28 protein-coding genes, 1 pseudogene and 1 riboswitch are annotated in these 25,686 nt (G+C 72.8%); of the genes and pseudogenes, 21 read left to right on the top strand and 8 right to left on the bottom strand.

Features of this window, described 5'->3' with window-relative positions; genetic code table 11:
• Nucleotides 1–404: 404 nt before the first annotated feature.
• Nucleotides 405–2,180 (bottom strand): pyruvate formate lyase family protein, encoded by a 1,776-nt coding sequence (locus GA0074694_RS08025; protein WP_245714589.1) that lies wholly within the window; start codon nt 2,178–2,180, stop codon nt 405–407.
• A 245-nt stretch (nt 2,181–2,425) separates the two neighbouring features.
• Nucleotides 2,426–2,578, bottom strand: coding sequence for a hypothetical protein (locus tag GA0074694_RS31505; RefSeq protein ID WP_176737724.1), 153 nt, complete (start codon nt 2,576–2,578; stop codon nt 2,426–2,428).
• A 25-nt stretch (nt 2,579–2,603) separates the two neighbouring features.
• Here GA0074694_RS31505 and GA0074694_RS08020 point away from each other — a divergent pair, with 25 nt between their 5' ends.
• The 4 genes from GA0074694_RS08020 to GA0074694_RS08005 all read left to right on the top strand — a co-directional run bounded on the left by GA0074694_RS08020 (nt 2,604) and on the right by GA0074694_RS08005 (nt 5,486).
• Nucleotides 2,604–2,969, top strand: a complete 366-nt coding sequence (locus GA0074694_RS08020; RefSeq protein WP_176737818.1) for a GNAT family N-acetyltransferase — start codon at nt 2,604–2,606, stop codon at nt 2,967–2,969.
• Nucleotides 2,970–3,105: 136 nt separating this feature from the next.
• Nucleotides 3,106–4,068: an L-threonylcarbamoyladenylate synthase gene (locus GA0074694_RS08015; protein WP_091458832.1), complete on the top strand. Its 963-nt coding sequence runs from the start codon at nt 3,106–3,108 to the stop codon at nt 4,066–4,068.
• A 114-nt stretch (nt 4,069–4,182) separates the two neighbouring features.
• A complete protein-coding gene (locus GA0074694_RS08010; RefSeq protein WP_091454771.1) occupies nt 4,183–4,452 on the top strand; it encodes a hypothetical protein in 270 nt (89 codons plus the stop codon).
• Nucleotides 4,452–5,486, top strand: coding sequence for a hypothetical protein (locus GA0074694_RS08005; RefSeq protein ID WP_091454766.1), 1,035 nt, complete (start codon nt 4,452–4,454; stop codon nt 5,484–5,486). The genes GA0074694_RS08010 and GA0074694_RS08005 overlap by 1 nt, the downstream gene beginning before the upstream one ends.
• Before the next feature lie 157 nt (nt 5,487–5,643).
• On the opposite strand, the pseudogene GA0074694_RS08000 reads toward GA0074694_RS08005, so the two are convergent.
• Nucleotides 5,644–6,702, bottom strand: a pseudogene (locus tag GA0074694_RS08000) (IS110 family RNA-guided transposase); the annotation flags it as partial.
• 251 nt (nt 6,703–6,953) lie between these two features.
• Here GA0074694_RS08000 and GA0074694_RS07995 point away from each other — a divergent pair.
• A complete protein-coding gene (locus GA0074694_RS07995; protein WP_091458445.1) occupies nt 6,954–8,186 on the top strand; it encodes an IS110 family RNA-guided transposase in 1,233 nt (410 codons plus the stop codon).
• Between the two features lie 3 nt (nt 8,187–8,189).
• Here GA0074694_RS07995 and GA0074694_RS07990 read toward each other — a convergent pair whose 3' ends face one another.
• A complete protein-coding gene (locus tag GA0074694_RS07990; protein WP_141713993.1) occupies nt 8,190–8,399 on the bottom strand; it encodes a hypothetical protein in 210 nt (69 codons plus the stop codon).
• 333 nt (nt 8,400–8,732) lie between these two features.
• Between GA0074694_RS07990 and GA0074694_RS07985 the strand changes: the two genes are divergently transcribed.
• A complete protein-coding gene (locus GA0074694_RS07985; protein ID WP_091454758.1) occupies nt 8,733–9,368 on the top strand; it encodes a phosphatase PAP2 family protein in 636 nt (211 codons plus the stop codon).
• A gap of 19 nt (nt 9,369–9,387) precedes the next feature.
• Here GA0074694_RS07985 and GA0074694_RS07980 read toward each other — a convergent pair whose 3' ends face one another.
• The gene (locus GA0074694_RS07980) at nt 9,388–10,164 is read right to left on the bottom strand and encodes a prepilin peptidase (RefSeq protein ID WP_425413612.1); all 777 of its coding nucleotides are present in this window, start codon (nt 10,162–10,164) and stop codon (nt 9,388–9,390) included.
• Between the two features lie 548 nt (nt 10,165–10,712).
• On the opposite strand from GA0074694_RS07980, the gene GA0074694_RS07975 reads away from it, so the two are divergent.
• The 12 genes from GA0074694_RS07975 to GA0074694_RS07920 all read left to right on the top strand — a co-directional run bounded on the left by GA0074694_RS07975 (nt 10,713) and on the right by GA0074694_RS07920 (nt 19,877).
• Complete coding sequence (locus tag GA0074694_RS07975) at nt 10,713–11,279, top strand: hypothetical protein (protein WP_091458829.1); 567 nt, start codon at nt 10,713–10,715, stop codon at nt 11,277–11,279.
• 62 nt (nt 11,280–11,341) lie between these two features.
• Nucleotides 11,342–12,259 (top strand): hypothetical protein, encoded by a 918-nt coding sequence (locus tag GA0074694_RS07970; protein ID WP_091458827.1) that lies wholly within the window; start codon nt 11,342–11,344, stop codon nt 12,257–12,259.
• Complete coding sequence (locus tag GA0074694_RS07965) at nt 12,256–12,915, top strand: SAF domain-containing protein (protein ID WP_425413583.1); 660 nt, start codon at nt 12,256–12,258, stop codon at nt 12,913–12,915. The genes GA0074694_RS07970 and GA0074694_RS07965 overlap by 4 nt, the downstream gene beginning before the upstream one ends.
• A gap of 2 nt (nt 12,916–12,917) precedes the next feature.
• Nucleotides 12,918–13,718, top strand: a complete 801-nt coding sequence (locus tag GA0074694_RS07960; RefSeq protein WP_091454750.1) for a CpaE/TadZ family protein — start codon at nt 12,918–12,920, stop codon at nt 13,716–13,718.
• A complete protein-coding gene (locus tag GA0074694_RS07955) occupies nt 13,708–15,306 on the top strand; it encodes a TadA family conjugal transfer-associated ATPase (RefSeq protein ID WP_091454747.1) in 1,599 nt (532 codons plus the stop codon). Before GA0074694_RS07960 ends, GA0074694_RS07955 begins: the two co-directional genes overlap by 11 nt.
• A gap of 76 nt (nt 15,307–15,382) precedes the next feature.
• Complete coding sequence (locus tag GA0074694_RS07950; RefSeq protein ID WP_091458824.1) at nt 15,383–16,258, top strand: type II secretion system F family protein; 876 nt, start codon at nt 15,383–15,385, stop codon at nt 16,256–16,258.
• The gene (locus tag GA0074694_RS07945; protein WP_425413611.1) at nt 16,258–17,130 is read left to right on the top strand and encodes a type II secretion system F family protein; all 873 of its coding nucleotides are present in this window, start codon (nt 16,258–16,260) and stop codon (nt 17,128–17,130) included. The genes GA0074694_RS07950 and GA0074694_RS07945 overlap by 1 nt, the downstream gene beginning before the upstream one ends.
• A gap of 26 nt (nt 17,131–17,156) precedes the next feature.
• Nucleotides 17,157–17,357 (top strand): hypothetical protein, encoded by a 201-nt coding sequence (locus tag GA0074694_RS07940; RefSeq protein WP_091454741.1) that lies wholly within the window; start codon nt 17,157–17,159, stop codon nt 17,355–17,357.
• Nucleotides 17,358–17,380: 23 nt separating this feature from the next.
• Complete coding sequence (locus GA0074694_RS07935; RefSeq protein WP_425413582.1) at nt 17,381–17,803, top strand: TadE family protein; 423 nt, start codon at nt 17,381–17,383, stop codon at nt 17,801–17,803.
• Nucleotides 17,800–18,306, top strand: a complete 507-nt coding sequence (locus GA0074694_RS07930; RefSeq protein ID WP_091458822.1) for a TadE/TadG family type IV pilus assembly protein — start codon at nt 17,800–17,802, stop codon at nt 18,304–18,306. The genes GA0074694_RS07935 and GA0074694_RS07930 overlap by 4 nt, the downstream gene beginning before the upstream one ends.
• Nucleotides 18,307–18,419: 113 nt before the next feature.
• Nucleotides 18,420–18,788 carry a translin family protein gene (locus GA0074694_RS07925; RefSeq protein ID WP_091458820.1) on the top strand — a complete coding sequence of 123 codons (369 nt, stop codon included), beginning with the start codon at nt 18,420–18,422 and terminating at the stop codon, nt 18,786–18,788.
• A gap of 15 nt (nt 18,789–18,803) precedes the next feature.
• Complete coding sequence (locus GA0074694_RS07920) at nt 18,804–19,877, top strand: LysM peptidoglycan-binding domain-containing protein (protein WP_091454734.1); 1,074 nt, start codon at nt 18,804–18,806, stop codon at nt 19,875–19,877.
• A gap of 50 nt (nt 19,878–19,927) precedes the next feature.
• Here the strand turns inward: GA0074694_RS07920 and GA0074694_RS07915 are convergent, their stop codons facing one another.
• Both GA0074694_RS07915 and bluB read right to left on the bottom strand, forming a co-directional pair.
• Entirely contained in the window at nt 19,928–20,782 is an 855-nt protein-coding gene (locus GA0074694_RS07915) for a Rieske (2Fe-2S) protein (protein WP_091458818.1), read from the bottom strand.
• 122 nt (nt 20,783–20,904) lie between these two features.
• Nucleotides 20,905–21,531, bottom strand: coding sequence for a 5,6-dimethylbenzimidazole synthase (gene bluB / locus GA0074694_RS07910; protein WP_091454730.1), 627 nt, complete (start codon nt 21,529–21,531; stop codon nt 20,905–20,907).
• A gap of 51 nt (nt 21,532–21,582) precedes the next feature.
• A riboswitch (cobalamin riboswitch) is annotated at nt 21,583–21,753 on the bottom strand.
• 82 nt (nt 21,754–21,835) lie between these two features.
• On the opposite strand from bluB, the gene GA0074694_RS07905 reads away from it, so the two are divergent.
• The 3 genes from GA0074694_RS07905 (at nt 21,836) to GA0074694_RS07895 (ending at nt 24,588) form a co-directional block, all read left to right on the top strand.
• A complete protein-coding gene (locus GA0074694_RS07905) occupies nt 21,836–22,747 on the top strand; it encodes an EamA family transporter (RefSeq protein ID WP_176737816.1) in 912 nt (303 codons plus the stop codon).
• 112 nt (nt 22,748–22,859) lie between these two features.
• On the top strand, nt 22,860–23,636 hold the full coding sequence (locus GA0074694_RS07900) for a crotonase/enoyl-CoA hydratase family protein (protein ID WP_091458816.1): 777 nt from the start codon (nt 22,860–22,862) through the stop codon (nt 23,634–23,636).
• Nucleotides 23,637–23,646: 10 nt separating this feature from the next.
• Nucleotides 23,647–24,588 (top strand): hypothetical protein, encoded by a 942-nt coding sequence (locus GA0074694_RS07895; protein WP_245714588.1) that lies wholly within the window; start codon nt 23,647–23,649, stop codon nt 24,586–24,588.
• A gap of 34 nt (nt 24,589–24,622) precedes the next feature.
• Here GA0074694_RS07895 and GA0074694_RS07890 read toward each other — a convergent pair whose 3' ends face one another.
• Entirely contained in the window at nt 24,623–25,669 is a 1,047-nt protein-coding gene (locus GA0074694_RS07890; protein WP_091454723.1) for a C40 family peptidase, read from the bottom strand.
• Nucleotides 25,670–25,686 lie beyond the last annotated feature (17 nt).

Here is a 25,686-nt window from a genome sequence, read left to right as displayed (position 1 = left end):
TCGGCGCTCAGCTGGTCGGCGACCACATCCCCCGGTTGGTCGAGATGGTGTTGCCTCGACCTGGCCTCGGCAGCCGCCGTTACGCGGCCGGCCCTTCGACGTACCGGTGCGGGGCGACCGGTAGCGGACCGACTGGAACCAGAGGCGTCGGCCGCCCCGACCGAATCAGTACGTCCTACCGGTCCAGCGCGCCGCCGGGCCGCTTGAGGGCGTCGCGGGTGCCCGTACCGGATCGTCCCTTCGCCGGCTGCTCGCCGGTGCCCTCGCCGCAGTCGCCACGGCTCTCGGCAGTGGGCGCAGGGCGTACTCCTGTTCCCACTGTCGGGTCGCGACCGGGCCGGCACGGAGGACCGGTCAGGCCACGACCTGCGTCGTGCCGGAAGTCCAGCCACCGGACGACGAAGTCACGGGCGAACCCGGTACGTGCGCTGCCGGCGCAGCTTCTCGACGAACGCCTCCGTCAGCCACACCGCGATGGAGTCGGCCCGGTCGTCGTTGTTGCCGTACGTCGAGGGCTCGCCGTCGACGACGTAGTCGACGGCCAGCCCGGTCTCGTCCCGCAGCACCTTCACCGTGCCGTACCGGATCGCGGCGAGGCTGTCCACGGCGACGGAGAGGCCGGCGATGCCGGTCGCCATGAACCGGCGCACCGGGTGGTCGTGCAACGCCATCTCCAGCCGCTCGTAGGCGTACCGGTCGTGCTGGTGGTGGATCACGTTCAGCGCGTCCACGTACGTCTCGGCGAGCCAGTCCAGCGTCCGGTCGTACGCGGCGAGCACCTCGTCGTACGCCAGGGTCTCGCCCTGGACCGGCGGGGTGGCCGGGGCGACCTGCTCGCCGGTGATCTCGTCCCGGCCCCCGTTGATCGCGTAGAGCAACGCCTTGGCGAGGTTGGCCCGAGCACCGAAGAACTGCATGTCCCGCCCCACCCGCATCGTGGAGACACAGCAGGCGATCGCGGTGTCGTCGTCGTATGCCGGGCGGATCAGGTCGTCGTTCTCGTACTGGATGGCACTCGTGTCCATCGACACCTGGGCGCAGAACCGCTTGAACCCCTCCGGCAGCTGCGGCGACCAGAGCACGGTCAGGTTCGGTTCCGGCGCCGGGCCGAGGTTGTAGAGGGTCTGGAGGTAGCGGAAGCTGGTCCGCGTCACCAGCGGCCGGCCGTCGGTGCCCATCCCGCCGAGGGCCTCGGTCACCCAGGTCGGGTCGCCGGAGAAGAGCTGGTCGTACTCGGGGGTACGGAGGAACCGGATGATCCGCAGCTTGATCACGAAGTCGTCGACCAGTTCCTGGGCACCCGTCTCGGTCAGCCGTCCCTCAGCCAGGTCCCGCCGCAGGTAGACGTCGACGAAGTTCGCCGTCCGCCCGAGCGACATCGCCGCGCCGTTCTGCTCCTTCGTCGCCGCCAGGTAGGCGAAGTACAGCCATTGGATCGCCTCCCGGCCGGTCCCGGCCGGCTCGGAGATGTCGTATCCGTAGCTGGCGGCCATCTCCTTCAGCTCACCCAGCGCGCGGATCTGCTCGGCCAGTTCCTCCCGGTCCCGGATGACCTCATCGGTCGACGGCCGGTCGTCCAGAGCCGCCCGCAGGGCCTTCCGTTCGGCGATCAGCCGGTCGACGCCGTACAACGCCACCCGGCGGTAGTCGCCGATGATGCGTCCCCGCCCGTACGCGTCCGGCAACCCGGTGATGACGTGCGAGCGCCGCGCAGCCAGTACGTCGGTCGGGTACGCGTCGAAGACCGCGTCGTTGTGCGTCTTGCGGTGGCTGGTGAAGATCTCGTGGACCCTCGGATCGGGCTGGTACCCGTACGCCTTGAGTGCGGCCTCCACCATCCGCAGCCCGCCGGCCGGCATGATCGCCCGGCGCAGCGGCGCGTCGGTCTGCAAGCCGACGATCAGCTCCTTCTCCCGGTCGATGTACCCGGGCGCGTGCGCCGTGATCGTCGACGGGGTGGAGGCGTCGACATCGAGGATGCCACGGTGGCGTTCCTCGACGAACAGCTTCTCCAGCACGCCCCAGACGTCCAGCGTGCGAGCGGTCGGCCCGGTGAGGAATCCGCCGTCCCCGCGGTACGGCTCGTGGTTGGCCCGGACGAAGTCGGCGACGTCGACGGTCTCCCGCCACACCTCGCCGGTGAAGCCGCGCCACGGGTCGACCCCTGTGGTGTCGATCATGATCTGTACCTCCGGACCAGTGGTGCCAACGGCCTCCGCTTCCACCACCAGCCTCGTCCGGCCCGGGCCGCACCGGGTAGGGGCGCAGGGCATCCGGTCCGGGACCAAAGACCCCGGTGTGTCGGGGGGTCACCCGCCGCCGGGTTCGGCGTCGTCCCGACCGTCCGAGCGGATGCCGGGCCAGCCTGGGGCGGGAGAACCCCGGAACCTCGCCATCGACCCTTGACGAGACGGACGTCGCGGAGTCAGGCGACCGTTCCCCTGACCGGCACGTGTCCACCGGACAACGCCCGGATGCGCGCCACCAGGGCGAGGACGAAGTCCTGGCGTTCGAAACGCCCGAAGCCCCCGCCGTGCCGGTACGCCCGCGCCTCGAAGAACAGGCACGCGCGCAGCACGTCCACGTCCTCGCCGAGTTTCCCGGTGCGGTGCCAGCGCTCCTGGAAGTCACGCCGGGACCACGAGCGGCTGCTGCCCGACGGCCTGGACACACCGGGCCACCAGGTCTGGACCGCCTACGACGGCGATGCCGACGTCGGCATGTTGTGGCTGCACGTCGAGCCGAAGTCGGACGGCCCGCACGCCTTCGTGTACGACTTCGAGGTGCGCCCGGACGTACGCCGGCGGGGACACGGCCGGGCGATCATCGGGGCCGCCGAGGAGTGGTGCCGGGAACGGGGAGTCGTCTCCATCGGCCTGAGCGTCTTCGGGTTCAACCTCGCCGCCCGGCGGCTGTACGAGCAGATGGGCTTCGAGACCACCTCCATCCGGATGCGCAAGCACCTGTAGTTCCCGGAAGCCGCCGTCGGCTGACACGTGAGCCCATCTCCGGGTAGGGCGGCCGTCGCCCACGCGACCGCCCCCGTGCGCCCCGGCGAACCCGGGACGTTAGCGTCGGGGCATGAGCGCGAAGTCCGCGCCGGTGCTGCCGGCGGCCATCGGGGTGGCCGAGGCCGCCGCCGTCCTGCGGTCCGGCGGGCTGGTCGCCTTCCCCACCGAGACCGTGTACGGCCTGGGCGCGAACGCGCTCGACGCACGCGCGGCGGCCCGGATCTTCGAGGCGAAGGCGCGGCCCAGCTTCGATCCGCTGATCACCCACCTCGCCGACGTCGCCGATCTGACCGCGCTGGTCGGCGCGCTGCCGCCCACCGTGGCCGCACTGGCCGAGCGGTTCTGGCCGGGGCCGCTGACCCTGATCGTGGACCGCCCGCCGACCGTCCCGCCGATCGTCACCTCCGGGCTGGACACGATGGCCGTCCGGGTGCCGGACCATGCGGTCGCCCGGGAGCTGATCCGGCAGGCCGGGGTGCCGGTGGCCGCGCCGAGCGCGAACCGGTTCGGCATGCTCAGTCCCACCCGGGCCGAGCACGTGGTGGCCGGGCTGGGTGACGCGGTCGACCTGATCGTCGACGGTGGGCCGACCCGGTGCGGCATCGAGTCCACGATCGTGGACGCGCGCGATGGCCAGCCGGTCGTGCTGCGGCTCGGCTCGCTGCCGGTGGAGGCGCTGGTCGAGGCGGTCGGCCCGGTCAGCGTACGGCCGGGCAGCTCCGGCCAGCCGGTCGCGCCCGGCACCCTGGCCGCGCACTACGCCCCCCGGACCCCGCTGCGGGTGGTCACCGCACCGGTCCCGGCCCGACCCGATGACGGCACGCGCGGGTACCTCGCCCTGCGCGAGGCTCCCGAGGGGGCGTACGGGGCGGTGGAGGTGCTCTCTCCCGACGGTGACCTGACCGGGGCAGCGGCCCGGCTCTTCGACGCCCTGCACCGGCTCGACGCGACCGGGGTGACCGAGATCGTCGCCGAGCGGGTGCCCGACACCGGCGTCGGCCGGGCGATCAACGACCGGCTGCGCCGCGCCGCCGCCACCTGGCAAACGTCCGGATAATCCCTCTCCAGGGCATCCGGCGCAACCAGGAACACGACTGACGACAGTCGATTCCGGAAAGCGACGTCCGCCGTTGGATCGGAAAAGGGTTCGAGCCGGAAAAGAGGACCCGCCATGGCCGTGCCGACCGTGACCGCGTCGCTGGACGCGGCGACGTACGCGCCGGGGGACCAGATGCTCCTGACCGTCGCGTACGCCGACACCGACACCCAACCACTGACCGTCACGATCACCGTCACCGACGCCCGGGGCAACCACAGCACCCCGGTGATCGTCCCGATCGTCGTCGATCCCCTCACCGTGACGGTGCACGACGACTCGGGACGCTCCTGGACCCGGGTGTCGGACACCGGCGCGGTCGTCGTGTTCCGGGCGGTGGCCTGATGCCCCGGATCACCGTGCGGGTCCGCGACGCCGCCGGCCAGGCGGCGACCACCACCGCGGACTACCGGGTCGCCACCGTGCTGGGCGGCTACTACCTGGGCGGCAACGCCGACCCGACGGCCGACCTGGTCGGCGGACGTTTCCGGTCGCTGACCCAGTACCGCAGCCTCGCCGACGGGCACGTCTTTCCCGGCTGGCAGAAGGACTGGTTGCTCACCCTCGGCCGTGCCGGCGTGCGGGTCAACATGGTGCTGGAGCTGAAGCACTACGGCAACGCCAACACAGGTACGCAGACGTTCACGGTCGACGGGGTGACCTACACCGTCCCGGCCCCGTCGATGACGATCCAGCAGCGCCCCGGCACGACCTGGCCGAGGGCGTACGGGTACAGCCAGGTGCTCGCCGGGCACTGCGACGGGCTCCTCGCCCGGGCACTGTCCCAGTACCGGACCATGGGTTTCCCGGTGAACGTCCAGGTCGCCTCGGAGCTGGACACCGACCACGAGTTCGGCACCACCGAGGCCGGTACGGCGTACAGCTGGGCCGAGTCGGACGCCCGCGCGGTGGCCGCGACGTCCTACGTCGTCGACTGGTTCCGCGCGCGGTCGCTCCCCGCCGGCACCACCTTCTCGGTCGGCGTCGGCGGCTTCGACCGGTCCGGATTCCGACGGACCCACCCGGAGTCGCTGATGGCCCGGCTGGACTTCCTCCAGTGGAACGTCTACGCCACCGATCCGGCGCACACCGCGCTGGCCCGGTTCCGCCGGACGAAGGACTGGGCGGTCGCCGACCTGGGGCCGGTGGCGCTCTCCCGGCCGGTGCTGATCGCCGAGTGGGGCGTCCGGCAGGCGGAGTTCCCCGACCAGGCGACGTGGATCGCCACCGTGCCGGACGCGATCCGGCGCCTCAACCGGGAGGGCGGTCCCCGGATCGCGCGGACGAACTATTTCAACTCGGGCTGGGGCACGCTGATCCCGAAGGACACTGGGCTCGCCGCCCTGCGAGCCGCCTACGCGACCAGCCCGTACGCCTGACCGGGTTCGGTGCGCCGATCGGCGGGCCGGGGGCGTCGGCGGCTCCGGCGGGCGCCGGGAGGTGCGGCCCGTCGGCGGTCTTGTCACCCATTCCAGCACCTCCGTCTGTGCGGTGGCTGGTACGAAAATAACGACCGTGACTGATCGTCTTACCTGTTCACGCGGCTTTCGTGGTGGGTTCGATCGGGTTGAGGGTGACGGTGTAGCCGAGCTTGTTCAGTGCGGCGATCGCGCGGCGGCGTTCGCGTTCGGGGTCGCGGCGTAGGAAGTGGTCGGCGCCGAGGTCCTGGTAGCCGGTTCCGTCGGTGAGCATGTGCCATACGGAGGTCAGGATGGAGTGTTCCAAGGCGACCAGGGCCTTGGGTTTGCTGCCGAGTCGGCGTACGAGGCGGGTGTACTGGGCGCCGAGGTAGGTGTTCTTGGAACGGGCCGCGGCCATCGCGGCGGTGCCGAGGGCGTCGCGCAGCCACCGGTTGCCTTTGGTGGTCTTGCCGGACTTGCGTTTGCCGCCGGATTCGTGGTTACCGGGCGACACCCCGGCCCAGGAGGCCAGATGCCCGGCGGTGGGGAACCGGGACATGTCCCCACCGGTCTCCGCGATGATCACCTCAGCGACCCGGAGGCTGATCCCGGGAATGCCATCCAACCGGGTCAGCTGGTCACGAAAGGGTGCCATCACCCGCTCGATCCGGGTGCTCAACGTGGCGATGTCCCGGCTGATGGCATCGATGCGGTCCAGATGCATCCGGCACAGGAACGCGTGGTGATCACCGAAGCGGCCGATCATCGCCTGGGCCAGGTCAGGAATCTTGGACCGCATCCGGCCTCGCGCCATCTCCGCCAATACCTGCGCGTCGCGCTCTCCACGGATGAGCGCTTCCAACATGGCGCGCCCGGAGATACCGAGGATGTCGGTGGCGAAGCTGGACAGCTTGATCCCGGCGTCCTCCAACTCCTTCTCCAGCCGCTGGGCCTCCCGGGTACGCTCTTCGGTCAGTACCGTGCGGTACCGCGTCAGATCGCGAAGCTGGCGGATCGGCTCGGGCGGCACGAAGCTGGCCCGTAGCAACCCGCACTCGGCCAGTTGTGCCAGCCACACCGCATCGGCCACATCGGTCTTGCGTCCGGGCATCGCCTTGACCTGCCGAGCGTTGACCAACTCCACGTTCAGGGCGTCTTCGAGCAGGTAGTACGGGGCCCGCCAGTAGTCGCCGGTGCCTAATGAGTTCTGGGAGTGAGCCATCCGGCAAACTCCTGGTGGGTAGGTAGCCGCCGGCAGGCGAGCACTCGTGGTGCCTGGACGTGGAGTCCTGATGAAAGAGCGTGCCGCTGTCGGTCGGTGTGGAGAGTTGATCGCTGATGGGATGTCGTGCCCGCCCGGTCGCGGCGTGAGCACTGCTTCATTAGGTCGCTGATGGTTCTCCTCCTGGCTACCGAAGGTGATCGGCTCGGAAGGTGGGAGACGTGTTGCTGTTCGTGGGAGATGACTGGGCGGAGGACCACCACGACGTCGAGGTGATGGACGCGTCCGGTCGCCGGCTGGCCAAGGCCCGACTGCCGGAAGGCATGGCGGGCATGACGAGGCTGCACGCGATGATCGGTCAGGCGCTCGGTGACGACATCGATGCCGAGGACGTGTCCGGGCGGGTGAGGATCGGTATCGAAACCGATCGGGGTCCGTGGGTACAAGCGCTGGTCGCCGCCGGATACACGGTGTATCCGGTGAATCCGTTGCAGGCGGCCCGTTACCGGGAGCGCCTGGCGGTGTCCGGGGCCAAGAGCGACGCGGCGGACGCGCACATGCTGGCGGACATGGTGCGTACCGACTCGCACCAACTGCGCCCGATGGCCGGTGACAGCGCTGATGCGGAGGCGGTCAAGGTCGTCTCGCGGATGCACAAGACGCTGATCTGGGAACGTACCCGCGCCGGCCAGCGGCTGCGGCATGCGCTGCGGGAGTACTTCCCGGCCGCCCTCGCCGCGTTCGAGGACCTCGACGCCGCCGACACCCTGGAACTCCTGGCGAAGGCGCCGGACCCGGCCAGCGCCGCCCGGTTGAGCCTGGCGCAGATCAGCGCGGCCCTCAAACGGGCCCGCCGGCGTGACATTCCGGCCAAGGCGGCCGCGATCCAGACCACGCTGCGCGCCGAGCACCTCGGCCAGCCCGCCGTGGTCACCGCCGCCTACGCGGCCTCGGTCCGCGCGCTGATCGCGCTGCTGTCCACCCTCAACGAGCAGGTCAAGGTCCTGCAGGGGCAGGTGGAGGCCCATTTTGGCCGGCACCCGGACGCTGAGATCATCCTGTCCCAGCCCGGACTGGGCACGGTTCTCGGTGCCCGGGTGCTCGCTGAGTTCGGTGACGACCACGCCCGCTACGTCTCGGCGAAGGCCCGCAAGAACTACGCCGCGACCAGCCCGATCACCCGCGCGTCCGGGAAGAAGAGGACCGTCGCGGCCCGGTTCGTGCACAACGACCGGCTCATCGACGCGCTGATGACCCAGGCGTTCTCCGCGTTGAAGGCCTCCCCGGGCGCCCGCGCCTACTACGACCGGCAACGCGCCCGCGGCGCCAGCTACAACGCCGCGCTGCGCCAGCTCGCCAACCGACTCGTCGGCATCCTGCACGGATGCCTCAAAACCGGCACCCCGTACGACGAGGCAACCGCCTGGTCGCATCACCTCAACGAGGCTGCTGCTTGACATTCAAGCTCCTGGGATGTCTTCCATGACGACCAGGCTGACCTGCTCGGCGACCAGCCAGTCCCGCAGCGCTAGCAGGTCGTTGGTGGTCGTGGCGAACGTACGTACCTCGCTTCGCCGCTGGTTACGCCGTGTTCCCGGGGTCCGCAGGCACGCCTTCACGTCCCGCTTGCTGATGTCCAACCCGGCACAACGATCATGCAGCACATCCACGGCCTGCCGTCTCCTTCCCCTCGCGACATCACATAGCCGTCCGAGCCGGCAGCTGCGGGAGGCAAAGAATCTGGTACTCGTGCTCTTACGGCAACAATCCACGACTCCCGAAGTACGCGGCTGCCAGGGTCAAGCTGAGACACGAGCTTCAGGCATCAGTGACGGTTCGACCTCGACCCGGACGAGCGGCACCATTTTCCCGCCCCACGGCGGCCCCGCAAGGGGCAGGGGAAGCTGAGACGGAAGTCAGGGATGGGTTCCCACCTTCGCACACTGTGCCGGACTCCGCCCATTTCTACCGTCCGAGGGGACTGGAGGAGGTATGAGCAGTTGATGACGTCACAGTTGGTCGACACCCCGGGGGACGTGCCCCGGTTCAGCACGGAGTGGTACCGGGACATCGTCGAGTTCGCCGACCGCACGCCGGAACCGGTGCAGTGGTTCGCCGCGCACTTCACCGAGGGCTCGGTCGTCCTGTTGGGCCTGCTGTTCCTGCTGGCAGCCGGGCGGCGGTTCGGCGGGACGTCCCGCGACCGCGCGGCGGCGCTGGTCGCCCCGGCGCCGGTGGTTCTCGCCTACGGCCTCAGCGAATGGATCAAGACCCTCGTCGACCAGGAACGACCCTGCCGGGCCCTGACCGACCTGACCATCGTGGCCGGGCACTGCCCACCGGCAGGAGACTGGTCCTTCCCGAGCAACCACTCCACGATCGCCGGGGCGCTGGCCGCGACCATCCTCCTCCTCAGGCCCCGGCTGGGGCTGCTGGCCGTCCCGCTGGCCCTGCTGGCCGCGTTCTCCCGCACCTTCGTCGGGGTGCATTACCCGCACGACGTGGTCGGCGGGGTGCTGCTCGGCGGGCTGGTCGGCGCGGCGCTGCTGGTGATGCTGACCGGTCCGCTCGCCCACCTGCTGGACCGCCGCCGCACCGGCCCGCCGACGGAGACCCGCACCCCCACCGGGGCCCGGTAGACGGAGCGGCCCTGTCGGCTCAGCCGAGCAGCCCCAGGGCGAGGGCGGTGCCGAGAATCAGGAACGGCCCGAACGGGAGGTGGCTGGTCCAGCGGACCCGCCGGGCGGCCAGCAGGATCCCGCCGACCAGAGCGGAGAGCAGAAAGGTCAGCATCAACCCGAGCACCGGCGCGGTCCAGCCGTACCAACCGAGCAGCGCGCCCGTGCCGAGTGCCAGCTTGGCGTCCCCCAGGCCGAAGCCGCGCCGGCCGAGCAGCAGCGTGGTGGTGGCGAAGCCGGCGGCCAGCGCCAGGCCGGAGAGGGTGGCCCGGACCCAGGGGCCCGGCCCCGCGCCGGCCAACGCGGCGGCTCCGAGCAGCAGCCAGGTGCCGGCGGCGGCCGGGTAGGTGAGCCGGTCGGGCAACCGGTGCACCGCTGCGTCCACCAGAGCCGACGGCACCGCCCAACCCAGCCACCAGCCGGCCGCGAGCAGGGCGAACGGGGGCAGGTCCAGCGTCACGAGCAGCGCCAGCGCGGCGAGCACGGCCAGCTCGACGCTGCCGGGCGGCGGCCCGACCCGGGCCCGGCAGCGCGGGCACCGGGCCACCGGGGTGAGCGCCGGCACCGGCCGGTCCAGGCTGATCGGCGCGGCGCAGGCGACGCAGCCGCTCCGGGGCGGCACCCCCGACGGTACGGCGTGCCGCAGCGCGGCCAGCCGCAGCGGCGGGGTAAGGGCGAGGACGGTGGCGAGGCGCACCCCGGGCCGGGTGGCCCGGTGGGCGGTCGACGGCCGGGTCAGGGTCATGTCGATCTCCAGCCGCGGGCCGGGGCAACCGGAACCGCGAATACGCAAAGTAGTTTCATCATCGCCGGAACGGCACCTCCGATGAGCTTCGTCACCCGGCACACCACCGGACGGCCGAGCCGGCCCGCCGACCGGCACCACCTGCCACAAGGGCGTCCGGCGGGCGCCCCGGCGAATGGATGCGTTGTCGCGTACCGGAATTCGTGGTGGCGCGGTCCGGCGACCGGTCTCCGCGTGACGGGAGGGGCCGGTGCCGGGAACGCGCGGCCCGGCGACGGCGGCACCGCTGCGGCATCCCACCACCCCTCGTCACGGAGAGTACTCACACGAATTGCCTCTGTTGCATCGGCTGTCGTCAGCCTATGCTCGCCCCTTGGGTGGGACGCAACAGTCGACGGGGCACGCCGGCTGACGACCGGGCAAAGGCCCGGCAGGAAATCGACATATATCCGCAACAGCAAATACAGATCAAGGATCGAATGATCCGGACCGGGGCATCCGGACGCGCTGCCGCATACCCGGAAACCGGCCGGACGGGCTCCGCATCGAGGAGGGTGGCGTTGCGAGCACGGCATCCCCGGCGCTGGACGGCCTGCCTCGTCGCGCTCGCGCTACTCGGCACCGGCACCGCCTGCGGGGCGGGCCCCGAACGGCCCGGCCGGGCCACCGCGGAACGCGACCCCGTTGATCCGGAAGCCCGGAAAGCGGAGGAGGCGGCGGCCGGAAAGGCGGCCCTGGCGGCGTACGCCGGCTACCTGAACGCTTCCCGGGCGGCCAGTGCACGCAGTGATCCACATCATCCCGACCTGGCCAAATACCTGGCAGATCCACTTCTGACCAGGGTGCGGCTGGCAATTCGTGAGGCGAAGGAGCACGGTGCCATGCGTACCGGAAAGCTCGTTTCCGACCCGACCGTCACCGTGGTGAGCCTGGACACCGTCCCGGCCGCCGTGGAGATCCAGGACTGTCTCGACGCGACCGACTACAAGCTGGTCTACGCGAAGACCCGCAAGGTCGTCCCCGGCACCGGGGCGGGACGCCACCTCGCCACCGCCACCGCGACCCGCTACCCGGACGGACGCTGGCTGATCAGCGCCGGGGTCGCCCACGAGGACCAGCCGTGCTGACCCGGGAGGCCACCGCACCCCGGGGCACCTGCGGGGCAGGCCCCGCACCGGCCCGGTCCCGCCTGTCCGGGGCACCGCACCGGCTGGTCGCCGCCCTGCTCGCCGCCCTCACCGGACTGGCGCTGACGACCACCGCGCCCGCGCCCGCCGTCGCCGACCCGGGGGCCGAGTGCCCGGTGGGGCAGAGCGACTGCAGCGTCTGGGACGACGAGCCGGGCATCCCGGGCGGCGGTGGGGGCGACGGCGGAGGGGGTGACGGCGGGGACGACGGTGGCGGCGGCCCGGCCAAGTGCCAGTGGAACGGCAGGACGATTCCCTGCTACGACGACGTCCTCGGCTGGTTCGACAACAGCGACGGCTGCTACTACAAGCTCGCCGAGCCCCAGCCGGCGGACACCCCCGAGGGCAAGCAGGCGTACGTCCGCACCTGCAACGGCGGTGACCTGGGCTCGCAGGAGACCGTCTTCCTGGATGCCCCGCCGCCCGGTTTCGGCGCACCGCCGGACCCGGAGGAGCTGGCGTTCCGGGCGCTCGCCTCGATCGACCTGCTCCGGCCGCGCATCTCGGTGGCCCCGCGCAAGAGCCAGGGTCCCGGCCTGGTCGGGCTTCCGGTCTGGCTGTGGGCCAGCCCCGGCCCGGACTACTTCGGCCAGTTGACCGCCTCCGCCTCGGAGCGCGGCGTGACGGTGAGCATCACGGCCCGGGTGACCGAGGTCGTCTGGAACCTGGGCAACGGCGAGACGGTCACCTGCGACGGTCCGGGCACCCCCTACTCGACCTCCGGTCCGTTCGCCGGACAGCCCTCCCCCGACTGCGGTTACGACACGGGTTACCAGAAGGCCGGCACGTACCGGATCAACGCCACCACCCACTGGACCGTCCGGTGGTCCGGCGGTGGGCAGAGCGGCACCATCCCGGTCACCCGGGCCAGCAACGGCGTACAGATCCAGATCAACGAACTTCAGGTGGTGACCGAGTGAGTCTGGTGACGCACAAGGGCCCGGGACCGGTGGACGCCCCGGTCGCCCCGCCCAGGGTGGTCCGGCAACGACGGATGCGGCCCGGCCTGCTCGGCCTGGCGGTGCTCCTGATCGCGCTGGGCGGCCTCGGCGCGGCCTTCGCGGTCACCTCGGTCCGCGCCACCGGCACGTACCTCGCCGTCGCCCGCCCGGTCGGGGTGGGCACGGTGCTCAGCGCGGACGACCTGATGTCCGTCCAGGTGGCCGGCGGCCAGGGCCTCAAGCCGGTGCCGGCCGGCGACATCGACGACGTGATCGGCAAGCGGGCTGCGGTCACCCTCACCCCGGGCACCCTGGTCACCCAGGCCCAGCTCACCGACAAGCCGCTGCTCGGCCCCGACCAGCAGCAGCTCGCGCTCGGCCTCAAGCCGAGCGAGGTGCCCGCCCGCGCCCTCCGCCCCGGCGACCGGGTGCTGCTGGTCAGCACCCCGGTGAAGAGCAGCGACGGCCGGACGCCCACCTCGGCCACCCGGTTCACCGCGACCGTCATCGACAGCGACACCCCGGAGACCGGCACCGTCGTGGTCTACCTGGCGGTGTCCGTCCGGGACGTGCCGGCGGTGGTGGCGCTCAATGCCGAACGACGGATCGCGCTCGTGCTGACCGGGTCGGTCTGAGCATGGCGATCATCGCGCTGGTCTCGGCGAAGGGCTCGCCCGGGGTGACCGCCTCGGCGCTGGCCTGCACGCTGAGCTGGCACCGCCGGCTGGTGCTGGCCGAGTGCGACCCGGCCGGCGGCTCGGTGCTAGCCGGCTACCTCGGCGGGGTGCTCGACGGCCCCCGGGGCCTCGGCGAACTGGCCGTCGCGGAACTGCGCGACGGCAACCTGGAGACGATGTTCTGGTCGCAGCTGGTCGACCTGGACGCGCCGAAGCGGGAACGCCTGCTCCTGCCCGGCGTGGTCGACCCCGTCCAGGCCGGTAGCGTCGCCCCGCTCTGGCAGCGCTTCGCGGATTTCTTCGGCACGCTGGAGAACGGCGTGCCCCCGTACGACGTGCTGGTCGACTGCGGCCGGTTGGCCGCCGTCGGCCCGCCCTGGCCGGTGCTGCGCGCCGCCGCGGTGGTCCTGGTGGTGACCCGGGCCACCCTGCCCGGCATCTCCGCGACCCGGTCGCTGGTCCGGACCATCGGGCGGGACTTCACCGAGCACCGGGTGGCCCCCGGCTCGCTGCGCCTGCTGGTGGTCGGCGACGGCCACGGCACCAGTGAGATCAGCAAGGCGCTCGGGCTGCCGGTGATCGCCCGGCTGCCGGACGACCCGCGTACCGCCGAGGTGCTCAGCCTCGGCGGAACGGTCCGGGCCGGACGGTCGCTGATGCGCGCGGCCGGCGCGCTGGAGGTGCCGGTCGGCGCGCTGCTGGACCGGCGGCGGGCCCGCCTGGGCTGGCCCACCGGCCAGGAGGTCCCGCATGCGGTTTGAACCGGTCCAGCACGACCCCCGGTCGGCCACCTCGGTCACCCCGCCGCTGGCCCCCGCGAACGGACACCGCCACCCGGCCACGCCGAACGGGCACCCGCACCCGCCCACGTCGAACGGACACCCGGCCGCGCCGAACGGCCGGCACCACGCCGCCGGTGCCGGGGTGGCCCTCGCGCCGCCGCCCGGACCGACCCCGCCGTCGCGCCCCCGGGTCGACTTCACCGTCGTCCGGGAGCTGCGCCGGGAGCTGAGCGAGCGGCTCACCGTCTGGCAGCGCGGCCGGGACTTCACCGTCGACGAGGAGGACGTCGAGCGGGCCCGGATCGCCGTCGACGTGGTCGCCGAGTACGCCGACGCGGTGCGCCGGGCCGGCACGCCGATGCCGGCCGACGAGGAACGGCACCTGCTCCACCAGGTGACCGCCGAACTGGTCGGGCTCGGCCGGCTCCAGACCCTGCTGGTCGACCAGACGATCGAGGAGGTGCACATCCTCGGCTGCGACCAGGTGCGGATCACCCGGCACGGCGGCGGGGTGGACTGGGCCGACCCGATCGCCGACAGCGACGAGGAACTGGTGGAGATCCTCCAGGCCGCCGCCCGGCGGGCCGGCGCGACCGAGCGGTCGCTCTCCACCGCCAAGCCGACCCTGGACCTGCAACTGCCCGACGGGAGCCGGCTCGCCGCCGTCTACCTGGTCAGCAGCCGCCCGTACGCGGTGATCCGGAAGCACAACACGCTCGACGTGAGCCTGGACGACATCGCCGGGTTCCGGGCCGACCTGGACGAGATGGTCGACGTCCTGCTCCGGGACTTCCTCCGCGCGGCCATGCGCGCCGGGCTGAACATCATGGTCGCCGGGCTGGCCGGGGCGGGTAAGACCACCGTGGTCCGGGCGCTGATGGACGAGATCCCGCCGGACGAGCCCTTCGTGCTGCTGGAGGAGAGCCGGGAGCTGCTGCCGGCCCGCCGTCAGCTCCGGCACCGGGCGGTGATGAGCTTCGAGGCCCGGGAGGGGCACGGCGAGCGCGGCCTGGACGGCCGACCCGCCGGTGAGGTGACCATCGCCGATCTGATCCCGGTCTCGCTGCGGATGGGCGTGCTACGGATCGTCGTCGGCGAGGTGCGGTCCCGGGAGATCGTGCCGATGCTCCAGGCGATGACCACCAGCCGGGGGTCGATGTGCACCATCCACGCCCGGACGCCCGCCGGGGTGACCGAACGGATCATCGAGCTGGCGCTCTCGCACGGGCGGGAGATGACCGTCGACCAGGCTCGCCGCATGGCCGGCAACGCGCTGGACCTGATCGTCTACGTCAACGTCGACGACGAGACCGCGATCGGGGGCCGCAAGCACCGCTTCGTCTCGCACGTGGAGGAGGTGATCGGGGCCGGCGAGGGTAGCCGGATCACCACCACCGAGGTCTTCGGCCCCGGACCGGACGGCCGGGCGGTGCCGAAGCACCTGCCCGAGCGGGTCCGTCAGCAGCTCCTCCGGGTCGGTTACGACGCCCGGTTGCTCAGCCCGTACATCGAGGCGGGCACCGGTGCGTGGCGGCGGCCCCTACAGACCCGGCTGGGTCGGCGGTGATCCCGGTGGCCGGACCGGTCGGGCACCGGACGTGGACGGGAGCGAACCCGTGATCGCCGACGTCGAGCTGATCGCCATGGTCTCCGGGGCGGCCTGCGTGGCCGGGCTGGTGCTGGCGGTGGTCGCCCTGGTCGGCACCACCCGCCCGCCGGGGCCCGGACCGGGCGGCGGGACGGGGCTGCGCCGGCTCTGGCTCGGCTCCGGCACCAGCCGTCGGGAACAGCAGCGCCACCAGGCCCTGCTGGTGGGGGCGGCGGTGGCCGGTGCGCTGGCGTTCCTGCTCACCGGGCTGCCGGTGGTCGGGCTGCTGGTCGCCGTCGCGGTGCCCGGTACGCCGTGGCTCTTCTCGGTCGGCGGGGCCGAACAGCGGGCCATCGCCCGCATCGAGGCGGTGGGCGAGTGGACCCGCCGGCTCAAGGACATCTCCGCCACCGGCCAGGGGCTCCAGCAGGCCATCGTCGGCACCATCGCCACCGCGCCGCCGGAGATCGAGGAGGAGGTACGCCTGCTCGCGGCCCGGCTCCAGGCCGGTTGGCTGGCCCGTCCCGCCCTGCTCGCCTTCGCCGACGACATCGGCGACCCGGTCGCCGACCAGGTGGTGGCGGCGCTGATCCTGCACCTCACCGACCGGGGCGAGCGCCTCGGCGACGTGCTCGGGGCCATCGCCGGGGCGGCGGCTGCCGAGGTGGCGACCCGCCGGGAGATCGAGGCGAAACGCACCCAGCCCCGGTTCGCGGTCCGCTTCCTCACCGGGATGACCCTCGCCACCCTCGCGTACGGGCTGTTGAACACCGACTACATCCGCCCGTACGGCACCCCGACCGGGCAGGTGGTGATGGCGGTGCTCGGTGGCCTCTTCGTCGCCCTGCTGGCCTGGGTGCGCGCGATGAGCCAGCCTCCGCGTCCGGCGCGCTTCCTGCCCGCCCCCGACCCGGAGGACGCGCTCGCATGATCCTCAACTGGCAGCTCACCCTCGCCGCCGTGGGCGGCGCGGCGGTCGGGCTCGGGGTGTTCCTGGTGGTCCGGGAGATGCTGCCGGCCACCCCGGCGCTGGGTCCGGCGTTGCGCCGGCTGCACCAGCCGCCGACCGCCGCCCGGGCGGTGACCGCGTCCGCCGACCGGAACCTGGAGTGGCTGACCGGGACGGCCCGCTGGCTGCGCCCCCCGCACCGGCAGCTCGCGCTGATCGGCCAGCCCCCCGAGCAGTACGCCCTCTCGGTGCTCCTCTCCGCGCTGATCGGGCTCGCCACGCCGACGATGCTGACCATCGGGCTGTCGGGGTTCGGGCTGCGGCTGCCGTTCGTCGTACCGGTGCTGGGCAGCCTGGGGATGGCGTTCCTCGCCGCGCTGCTCGCCCACCGGGCGGTGCTGGAGAAGGCGGAGAAGGCGCGGGCGGAGTTCCGCCAGGCGGTCTGCACCTACCTGGACCTGGTCGCCCTGCAACTCTCCGCCGCGCACGGGCCGGTGCAGTCCCTGGAACGGGCGGCGGAGGTCTGCGACGGGTGGGTCTTCGACCGGATCCGCGAGGCGCTGCGGATCGCCCAGATGCAGATGCACTCCCCCTGGGACGAACTGCGCGATCTCGCCGACAAGATCGGCATCCCGGAGCTGGGGGACGTCGGCGCGATCATGCGCTCGTCGGGCAGTGAGGGCGCGCAGGTGCACGAGACCCTGCGCAGCCGCGCCGACGCCCTGCGCGACCAGATCCGCACCGACAACCTGGCCCACGCCGAGGGCATCACCAGTCGGCTCGACATCCCCGGCTCGCTGCTGGTGTTCGTGCTGCTCGGCTTCGTCGCCTACCCGTTCATCGCCCGGCTCTGATCCACCCCGACGACAAGGAGAGCGTCATGGCCTTCCTCACCTACCTGCACGTCGCCGTCAGCACACGCCTGGCCGAGCTGCGCCGCGACGGCGAGCGCGGGGACAGCCCGGTCCCCACGGCGGTGATCATCTTTGGCCTGGTGGCCGCTGCGGCGGCCGTCACCGCCCTCGTCGCCAGCAAGGCCAGCGCCTGGATGAACGCCATCCCGGGCCCCTCGCAGCCCTGACGGACGTGCGTCGACGACTCCACGTGACCGCTCGCCGGGTAGCCGCTGCCGCCCGGCGACGGGTCATGTCCGACGGAGCCGACCGGGGGGCCAGCCCGGTCGAGCTGGCCGTGGTCATGCCGGCGGTGCTGCTGCTCCTCTTCGGGTCGATCCAGGTCGCCGCCTGGTTCCTGGCCCGGAGCACCGCGATGCACGCCGCGCAGAGCGGGGTGAACGCGCAACGCGTCCACCAGGCCCCGTCCGGGGCGGGTGTGGAGCGGGCCACCGCCTTCCTCGCCGCCGCCGGGGACTGGCTGGCCGACCCGAAGCTGACCTGCGCCACCACCGCCACCGAGGTCACCTGCACGGTGACCGGGACGTCGATCTCCGTGGTGCCCGGAGTGCACCTGACGGTGTCGCAGACCGCCCACGGCACCGTGGAACGGTGGACGGAGCCGGCCCGGTGAGCCGGCCGTCGGCCGGTCGCCGCCTCCTCGGCCGCCTTCGCAGCGGACGGGAGCGCGGATCGGTCTCGGTGGAGGTGGCCGTCCTCGCCCCGGCCTTCGTGGCGCTGATGGTGCTGGCCGGGGTGGCCGGGCGTACCGCCGTGGGAGCGGAGGCCATCCAGGCCGCCGCGCACGACGCGGCCCGCGCCGCGTCGATCTCCCGGGACGCCGGCACGGGGCAGGACGCGGCCGTCGCGGCGGCCCGGAAACAGCTCGACTGGCAGGGACTCAACTGCGTCGGCCCACCGTCGTTCACCTTCACCGGCTCGGTGGACGGCGCGCCCACCTCCTTCGCGGCGGCGTACGCGGCCGCGCCGGGGCAACCGGCCGCCGTCTCGGTGCAGGTCAGCTGCACGGTCTCGTTCGCCGACATCCACCTGTCGAGCCTGCCCGGAATGCCGGCCGGTCGGCTGGTGTCGGCGCGTTTCACCTCACCCCTGGACAGCTACCGGAGCCGGGCGTGAACGGGCAGCGGCTCCCGGCACCCGCGGCGAATGGTCGACGGTGGTCGTGGTCCGGCGGTGGCCGGGGCCCTCGCAGGGACGAGGGCCGGGTGAGCCTGTTCCTGGCGGTGAGCATGACCGGCGTCCTCATGGTCATCGGGCTCGCCTTCGACGGCGCCGGGCAGCTACGCACCATGCACCGGGCCGACAACCTCGCCGCCGAGGCGGCCCGGACCGGTGGGCAGGCCATCGACCGGGCACAGGCGATCAACGGCGGCAGGAAGGAGATCGACGAGGCCGCCGCCACCGCCGCGGTCCGGAGCTACCTGACCGCCGCCGGCGTCACCGACCACACGGTCAGCTTCCCGGTCGTCGACGGCGAGAAGCGCATCACCGTCCGGCTCACCATCACCTACGACAGGTACCTGCTCGGCTTGTTCGACCTGACCGACTCCGTGACCGTCTCCGGCGAGGCCACCGCACGCGCCATCACCGGACCGTAGAGAGGAAGGCAGCCCATGGCCGTATCCCGTTCCGCCCGGCGGACCGGCCAGGTCCTGACCGGCTTCGGCGCACTCGTCGTGCTCGGCGCGGTACTGGTCGGGGGTCCCGTCGCCCTCGTCGCCCTCGCCGGCAACCCGCTGCCCTCGGAGGTGCCCACACCGGAGGTCATCGGCACGGCGTTGACCAGCCGGGACGACGGGCAGCTCTTCCTCCGGGCGCTGGCGGTGCTCGGCTGGTTCGGGTGGGCGACCTTCGCCTTCTCCGTCCTGGTGGAGCTGGTCGCGCACGTGCTGCGCCGGCCCGCGCCGAAGCTGCCCGGCATACGCAGCCAGCAGCGCGCGGCAGCGGCGCTGGTCGGCTCGGTCGCCCTGATCATCGCGGCCAGCCCGGCGGCGACCGCGGCGACCGCCACGTACGGCACCACGTACGCCCTGTCGGCCCCGGTGACGGCGGCCGGACCGGCCACGGCGTCGGTGCCGACCACCGTCGCCCCGGTGGCCCGGGGTGTGGCCACTCCGGTGACCGGCACGATGGAACGACCGCCGTCCGACCGGACCCAGGTGTACCGGGTGGCCAAGGGCGACTATCTGGGCGAGGTCGCCGAGCGCTACCTGGAGGACTTCCAGAGCTATCGGGTGCTGGTCAAGCTGAACAAGCTCGGCGACCCGGACCGGATCCACCCGGGGCAGCTGCTGAGGCTACCCGACCAGGCCGCCGACGCCGGTGCCCGGCCGCACGCCACCGGCCGGCTGGTCAACAGGCCGTCCCCGCGTCCGGCCCCGCCGCCGGCGGCGCCCGCCCCCGACCAGGTGCCCGAGACCCCGCAGCAGGTGCCCGACCAGACTCCGCAGCAGGTCACGCCGCCGACGACCACCGACTGGCCCCAGGAGGAGGCACCGCCGATGACCGTCGGGGCGGCCCGGCCGGGTCAGGAGGACCGGGTCAACCGACCGCTGGCGGTCTCCGCCGTGCTGGCCGTGGCCAGCATCGTCGGCGCGCAGATCGGGGCGGTGTTCGGTCTGCGCCGCCGGCCGGCGTCGTCGACGGTCAGTCGCGTCCTCGGCAGCGGTCGGCACCGCCGGGGCTGACGGTCGACGGGCGCGTCCGTCCAGCCCCCACCACGGGACCCCGGGGCGGCTCAGGGCAGGCGGGTCTGGAGAACGCCGTCGACGACCCGGGTGGCGAGCACCTGCTGGTCGTTGGCGGCCGGTCCGTGCACGACCTTGCCTCCGCTGTTGAGCTGGAAGGTGCTGCCGTGCCACGGACAGACGACGCACGGGTGGCCGTCGATCTCCGTCACCTCGCCCTGGCCGAGCGGCCCGCTCTGGTGCGGGCAGCGCTCCAACATGACGGTGACGTCGTCGCCGTGCCGGTAGAGGATCACCGACACGCTGTCGATCTCGCGGGTGACCAGTTCCCGGTCGGGCAGGGTGGACAGGTCGGCGAGCGGGTGCCAGCCGTCACCGATCAGGTTGGCCTCGGAGACGCTCTGGTTGACCTGCGCCCCCTGCTTGTACGCCAGGTGCCCGCCGAGGTACGCCCCGGCGCTCGCCGCGGAGAGCCCGAGGTACGCCAGCGTCCGCCCGAGGTTGTGTCGACCGTTGAGGCGGGCGGCCAGCGAGCCGGCGTAGCAGGCCAGCCCGATGGTGTTCGAGGCGGCGTGCACCAGCCCCACCCGCCGCTGCTCCCGGTTCAGGGCCGCCCAGTCGTTGAGCCCGGCGACGGCGGCCGGCACGGCGCTGGCCGTACCGACCGCCACCAGCGTGGTCGCCGCGCGCCGCTGGCCGGGCATCGCGTCGAGGACGGCGGCGCTGATCCACGCGCCGACCGGCACCTGCACCATCGCCGGGTGCAGCGGATGCCCCAGCCACACGCCGTGCAGCAGGTCACGGACGCGCCGCGGCCGGAGGGTGGCCTGCACCGCCCGCTGGAGGCGGTCGCCGACCCGGTCCAGGCCGGTCGCCTGCTCGATCTTCGTCAGTAGTGCTCGCACCCGTACCGACTTCCCGGTCCGGGAGCTCGCAAACCGGGCGACGGGGACGAACTCCCCGCCCCGACCGGCGGGGCCCGGACCGGCGGCGACCAGCCTGACCGGGCGGTCCGTCGCGCCTCCGGTCAGGCGTCCGGCGTCCACCGGTCGTGGTGGATGGCGGCGGCGAGCGGACGCGCCTGCCGCCAGCCGTGCCGGGCCAGGTCGGGTACGGCCTCGAAGTGGGTGACCGGCCCGAGGCAGAGCCACGCGACCGGGCGGATGCCGGCGGGAATGCCGAGCAGGTCGGCCAGCCAGGGTTCCCGGTAGAAGGAGACCCATCCGACGCCGAGCCCTTCGGACGTGGCGGCGAGCCAGAGGTTCTGGATGGCCAGGCAGGTCGAGTAGAGGCCGGTGTCGGCGATGGCGTGCCGGCCGAGCACCGCCGGCCCGCCCCGCGACTGGTCGTGGGTGACCACGATCGACAGGGTCGACTCCCGCACTCCGTCGATCTTGATACGGGCGAACCGTTCGGCCGCCTCCCCCTCCAAAGTGGCGGCGAAGACGTCCCGCTCGGTCCGGACATGCTCGTGGAAGCGGTGTCGGATGTCGGCGTCCCGCACCACGACGAAGTCCCAGGGCTGGGAGTAGCCGACGCTCGGTGCGGCATGCGCCGCGGCCAGCACCCGGTGCAGGGTGTCGTCGGGCACCGGCTCCCCGGTGAACTGGGCGCGTACGTCCCGACGGCGGTGGATGACGTCGTACAGGTCCATGGCAGGCTCCCGCTGCGCTCGGCCCACCCGGGCAGGGGCGGGCGCGTGACGCGAGGCCGGTCTTCGGACTCCCGGATCGACGCCGTGCCGTCCGCCTTCCCAGCCCTTCCCGGGCCAGTGGCTGCGCTGTGCGCGTGGACGGTGGCTCCCCGGTCACCGCGGCGGGCCCGTGCCGGATTCGCACCGGCTTCCCGATTCTCCCCGCTCGCGCGGGGCACCTCACTGTGTCGTGCCGTCGAGCATCGTAGCCGGAACGACGGGATTTCGGTCGCCCTCCACGAGACCGGACGGCATGGTGGTGCGCATGTACGCGCACGCCCTCCGTCCACAGCCGGTTCCCACCACCACCGTCGCCCGGCTCGTCAACGCGGTCGGTCGCCCCGACGCCGTTCCGCCGTCGCTGCTGATGCTGCTCGGGATGCTCTCCACCCAGCTCGGCGCGGCGGCGGCCAAGCACCTGTTCGGCAGCACCAGCCCCGGTGGCACGACCACGCTACGGCTCGGCTTCGCCGCGCTGATCCTGGTCGCGCTCGCCCGTCCCGGGCTGCGGCTGGGCTGGCGTACCGGCGGTCTGGTGGTGGGCTTCGGCCTGATGCTCGCGCTGATGAACCTCAGCTTCTACGCCGCCCTGCACCGGGTGCCGCTGGGCGTGGCGGTGACCATCGGCTTCGCCGGGCCGCTGCTGGTGGGGCTGGCCGGCAGCCGCCGGCTGCTCGACGTGCTCTGGGCGGTCCTGGCCGGTGGCGGCGTCCTGCTGATCAGTGGACTGGGCGGGGCGGCGGTCGACGGGCTCGGGCTGCTCTTCTGCGTCGGCACCGCGGTCGGCTGGGCGGGTTACGTGGTGTTCGGCGGCGCGGTCAGCAAGCGGGTGCCCGGCACCCGGGGGCTGGCCCTGGGCATGGCCGTCGGCGCGCTCGCCGTGCTGCCGTTCGGTGTCGCGGGCAGCGGCAGCACGCTGCTCGACCCGTGGATCCTGCTACTCGGCGTCGGCGTGGCGCTGCTGTCGTCGGTGCTGCCGTACTCGGCGGAGATGTCCGCGCTGCGCCGGATGCCGGCCCGGGTCTTCGCGGTGCTGCTGAGCCTCGAACCGGCGATCGGTGCGCTGGTCGGCCTGGTCCTGCTCGGTGAGCTGCTGACCTGGCCGCAGTTCCTCGGAGTGACCTGCGTGGTCGGTGCCGCGCTCGGTGCCACCCTGGTCCGCCGGGACCGGACCTGAACAGGCACGCCGCCGGACGCCGCACCCCGCACCCGACCGCGTCCGGGTCGCGACGCACGACGGCGGCACCGGCCGTCTGGCGCGGCGCGGCACGAACCGGCATCCTGGTCCGATGGGCGTACGGGTTGAGCGTGACGGACCGGTGACCACGGTGATCCTGGATCGGCCGGCGGCCCGCAACGCCGTCGACGGCCCGACCGCCCGGGCGCTCGCCGACGCGTTCCGCGCCTTCGACGCCGACCCGGCCGCCACCGTGGGCGTGCTCTGGGGAGCCGGCGGCAGCTTCTGCGCCGGTGCCGACCTCAAGGCCATCGGTACGCCGAGCGGCAACCGGGTGGAGCCCGAGGGGGACGGCCCGATGGGTCCGACCCGGATGTCGCTGACCAAGCCGGTGATCGCCGCGGTCTCCGGGTACGCCGTGGCCGGCGGACTGGAGCTGGCGCTCTGGTGCGACCTGCGGATCGCCGAGTCCGACGCGGTGTTCGGGGTCTTCTGTCGGCGGTGGGGCGTGCCGCTGGTCGACGGCGGGACGGTGCGGCTGCCCCGGCTGATCGGCGAGAGCCGGGCGATGGACCTGATCCTCACCGGCCGACCGGTCCCGGCCGACGAGGCGTACGCGATGGGCCTGGTGAACCGGCTGGTCGCGCCCGGCACGGCCCGCGCGGAGGCCGAGCGGCTGGCCGCCGGGATCGCCCGCGCCCCACAGCGCTGCCTGCGCAACGACCGGGCCGCCGTGCGGGCCGGAGCCGGCCGCCCGGAGGCGGAAGCCATGGCCGTCGAGCTGGCCTACGGCCTCGACTCGCTGACCGAGGCGGCAGCCGGTGTCGCGGCCTTCACCGCCGGTGCCGGCCGTCACGCCCGCCCCGTCGACCGGGCCCAGTTCGGTTAGCCTGCACAGCGTGCCAAGATCCGCTTCCGTCGTCGGTTCGACCAGACGAACGGTCATCCTCGCCGCCGCCGCGGCAGTGACCGCCGCCACCGCCGCCGCCACCGCCACCGGGTGGGGTCGGGACGAGCCGGAGACGCAGCCAGCCCGCGCGGACCTCGACCCGGCGCAGGTCGTCGACGAGTTGACCGCCGGCCTGTCCCGGACGGGCCCGTACCGGGATCCGGACGCGGACGAGCGGTCCCGGGCCCGTCGGGCGGCCCGGCTGCTGATCGACCACCCCGACGACCGTGCCCGCCAGGAGGAACTCTTCGCTGGTCTCGGCTTCGGGGCATGGCACAGCACCGATCCGGCCACCGGACGCCCGTTCACCATCTTCCTGGCCGACGGCTCCGACGAGCGGACCTGGGGGGCGCTCGTGCTCGACCGGTCGGCGGAGGCGCGACAGGTGGTCCAGGTTCCGCACCCCGGCTTCGACCTGGACACGGAGAAGGTCGGGCTCGCCCTGCACCGCCGGCTGCCGGGCAGCGTGCTGCTGGTGGCCGGCGCGCACCGGGAGGCGGCCGGCGGTGCCGCCGACGTGGCGCACAACGGCGACTCGCTCTTCCACACCCTGGCGGTCGAGTTCGCCCGGCGCGGACTGGACCAGATCCAGCTGCACGGTTTCGCCGACCGGAACCTGGAAGGTGCCGACGCCGTCGTGTCGACCGGGTCGGCACCGCAGAGTCAGGTGGCCGGACGGATCGCCAACGGACTGAGCCGCAGCGGGCTGAACACCTGCCGGGCCTGGTCGCGCAAGTGCGGGCAACTGGAGGGCACCCGGAACGCGCAGGGCAGGGCGAGCGCCGGGCTGGACAGCGCCTTCGTCCACCTGGAACTGAGCTGGTCGGTGCGACGGGACGCGGTCGGGCGGGACCTCGTCGCGCAGGTACTCGCGGAGCGGCTGCGGGGCTGAACCCCGCCCCTGCTTCCCGGAATGCCCGTGGCGGTCAGATCCGCCGGGCGGTGCGGAACCGGGTCGCCCAGTAACCAGTGCCGTCGAGCGTCGACTCGCCGCCGAGGTCACCCATGGTCGGCCCGTTCGCGGTGGTACGGCTCGAGATGAACCGGTGGTGCCCCCGGTCGTCCACACCGAGGTACATGCCGGAGTGCTCGATGTTCGCCCCCTGCACCGGTCCCGCGTTGAAGAACAGGAGGTCCCCGGGGAGCAACCGGTCCAGGTCCCGGGCCCGCTTGCCGGTGTTCGGCATCAGTTGGGCCCCGGGGCCGACCGAGGCCATGGCGTACGCCCGCCGGGGCAACCCCGGGCCCGCCTCGTTCGTCCCGCGCAGCGGGTACCCGAGCCGGTAGCCGTACACCATCCGGAGGAATCCCGAGCAGTCGAGGCTACGGATGTGCGCAGCAGCCGGCTTCTCCTTCTTGTCAGGGAAGGTCCATGAGATCCCGAGATAATCGTAGAAGTCGGAGTTCTCCGCCCGACCGTCCGGGTCGCTGTCGGAAAGGGGCCCGAAGGCTGCGTCGCCCGAGTACTGCCGACCCTGCGCGTCCTTCTTCGGCGACGAGACGTAGGTGTACTCCATGGCCACCCCGAGCACGTCCGGAGAGCGGTCCGCGCGGGCCTTGCCGAACCAGGTGGTGAACCAGGCGTCCTGCTCCGCGCCGGCGTACCACTCCTTCGGTGCGAGCCGTACCCACAGGTCGGTGTGCACCTTGGCCTTGGTGAACCGGGGTTCCGCGAAGATGCGCTCCGGTCCGTGCAGGTGCACCGTCCGGGCCCCGTCGGTCATCGTGGCGAGGACCTGACCCGAGGCGTCGACGATCTGGGTCCGGCCGGGAGCGCTCAAGCGGCGGTAGCTGTACCCGGTGTCCGTCCGGACCATGCTCTGCGGCACGGCGGCGGCTCCGAGCGACAGCACGATCCGGTCGGTGGAGGGCCGGGCGACGAGGTAGGTGACGAAGCCGGCACCGGTCAGCAGCGCGAACGCGGCGAGGGTGACCAGTGCGGCCTGGGTCTGGGAGTAGGTCCGGTAGTTCATCGGCTGTTCCTCCGTTG

The organism is Micromonospora inyonensis (assembly GCF_900091415.1).
Lineage (GTDB): Bacteria > Actinomycetota > Actinomycetes > Mycobacteriales > Micromonosporaceae > Micromonospora > Micromonospora inyonensis.
The sequence above is the reverse complement of the archived record's forward strand: the minus strand, read 5'-3'. Positions and strand labels throughout refer to the sequence as shown.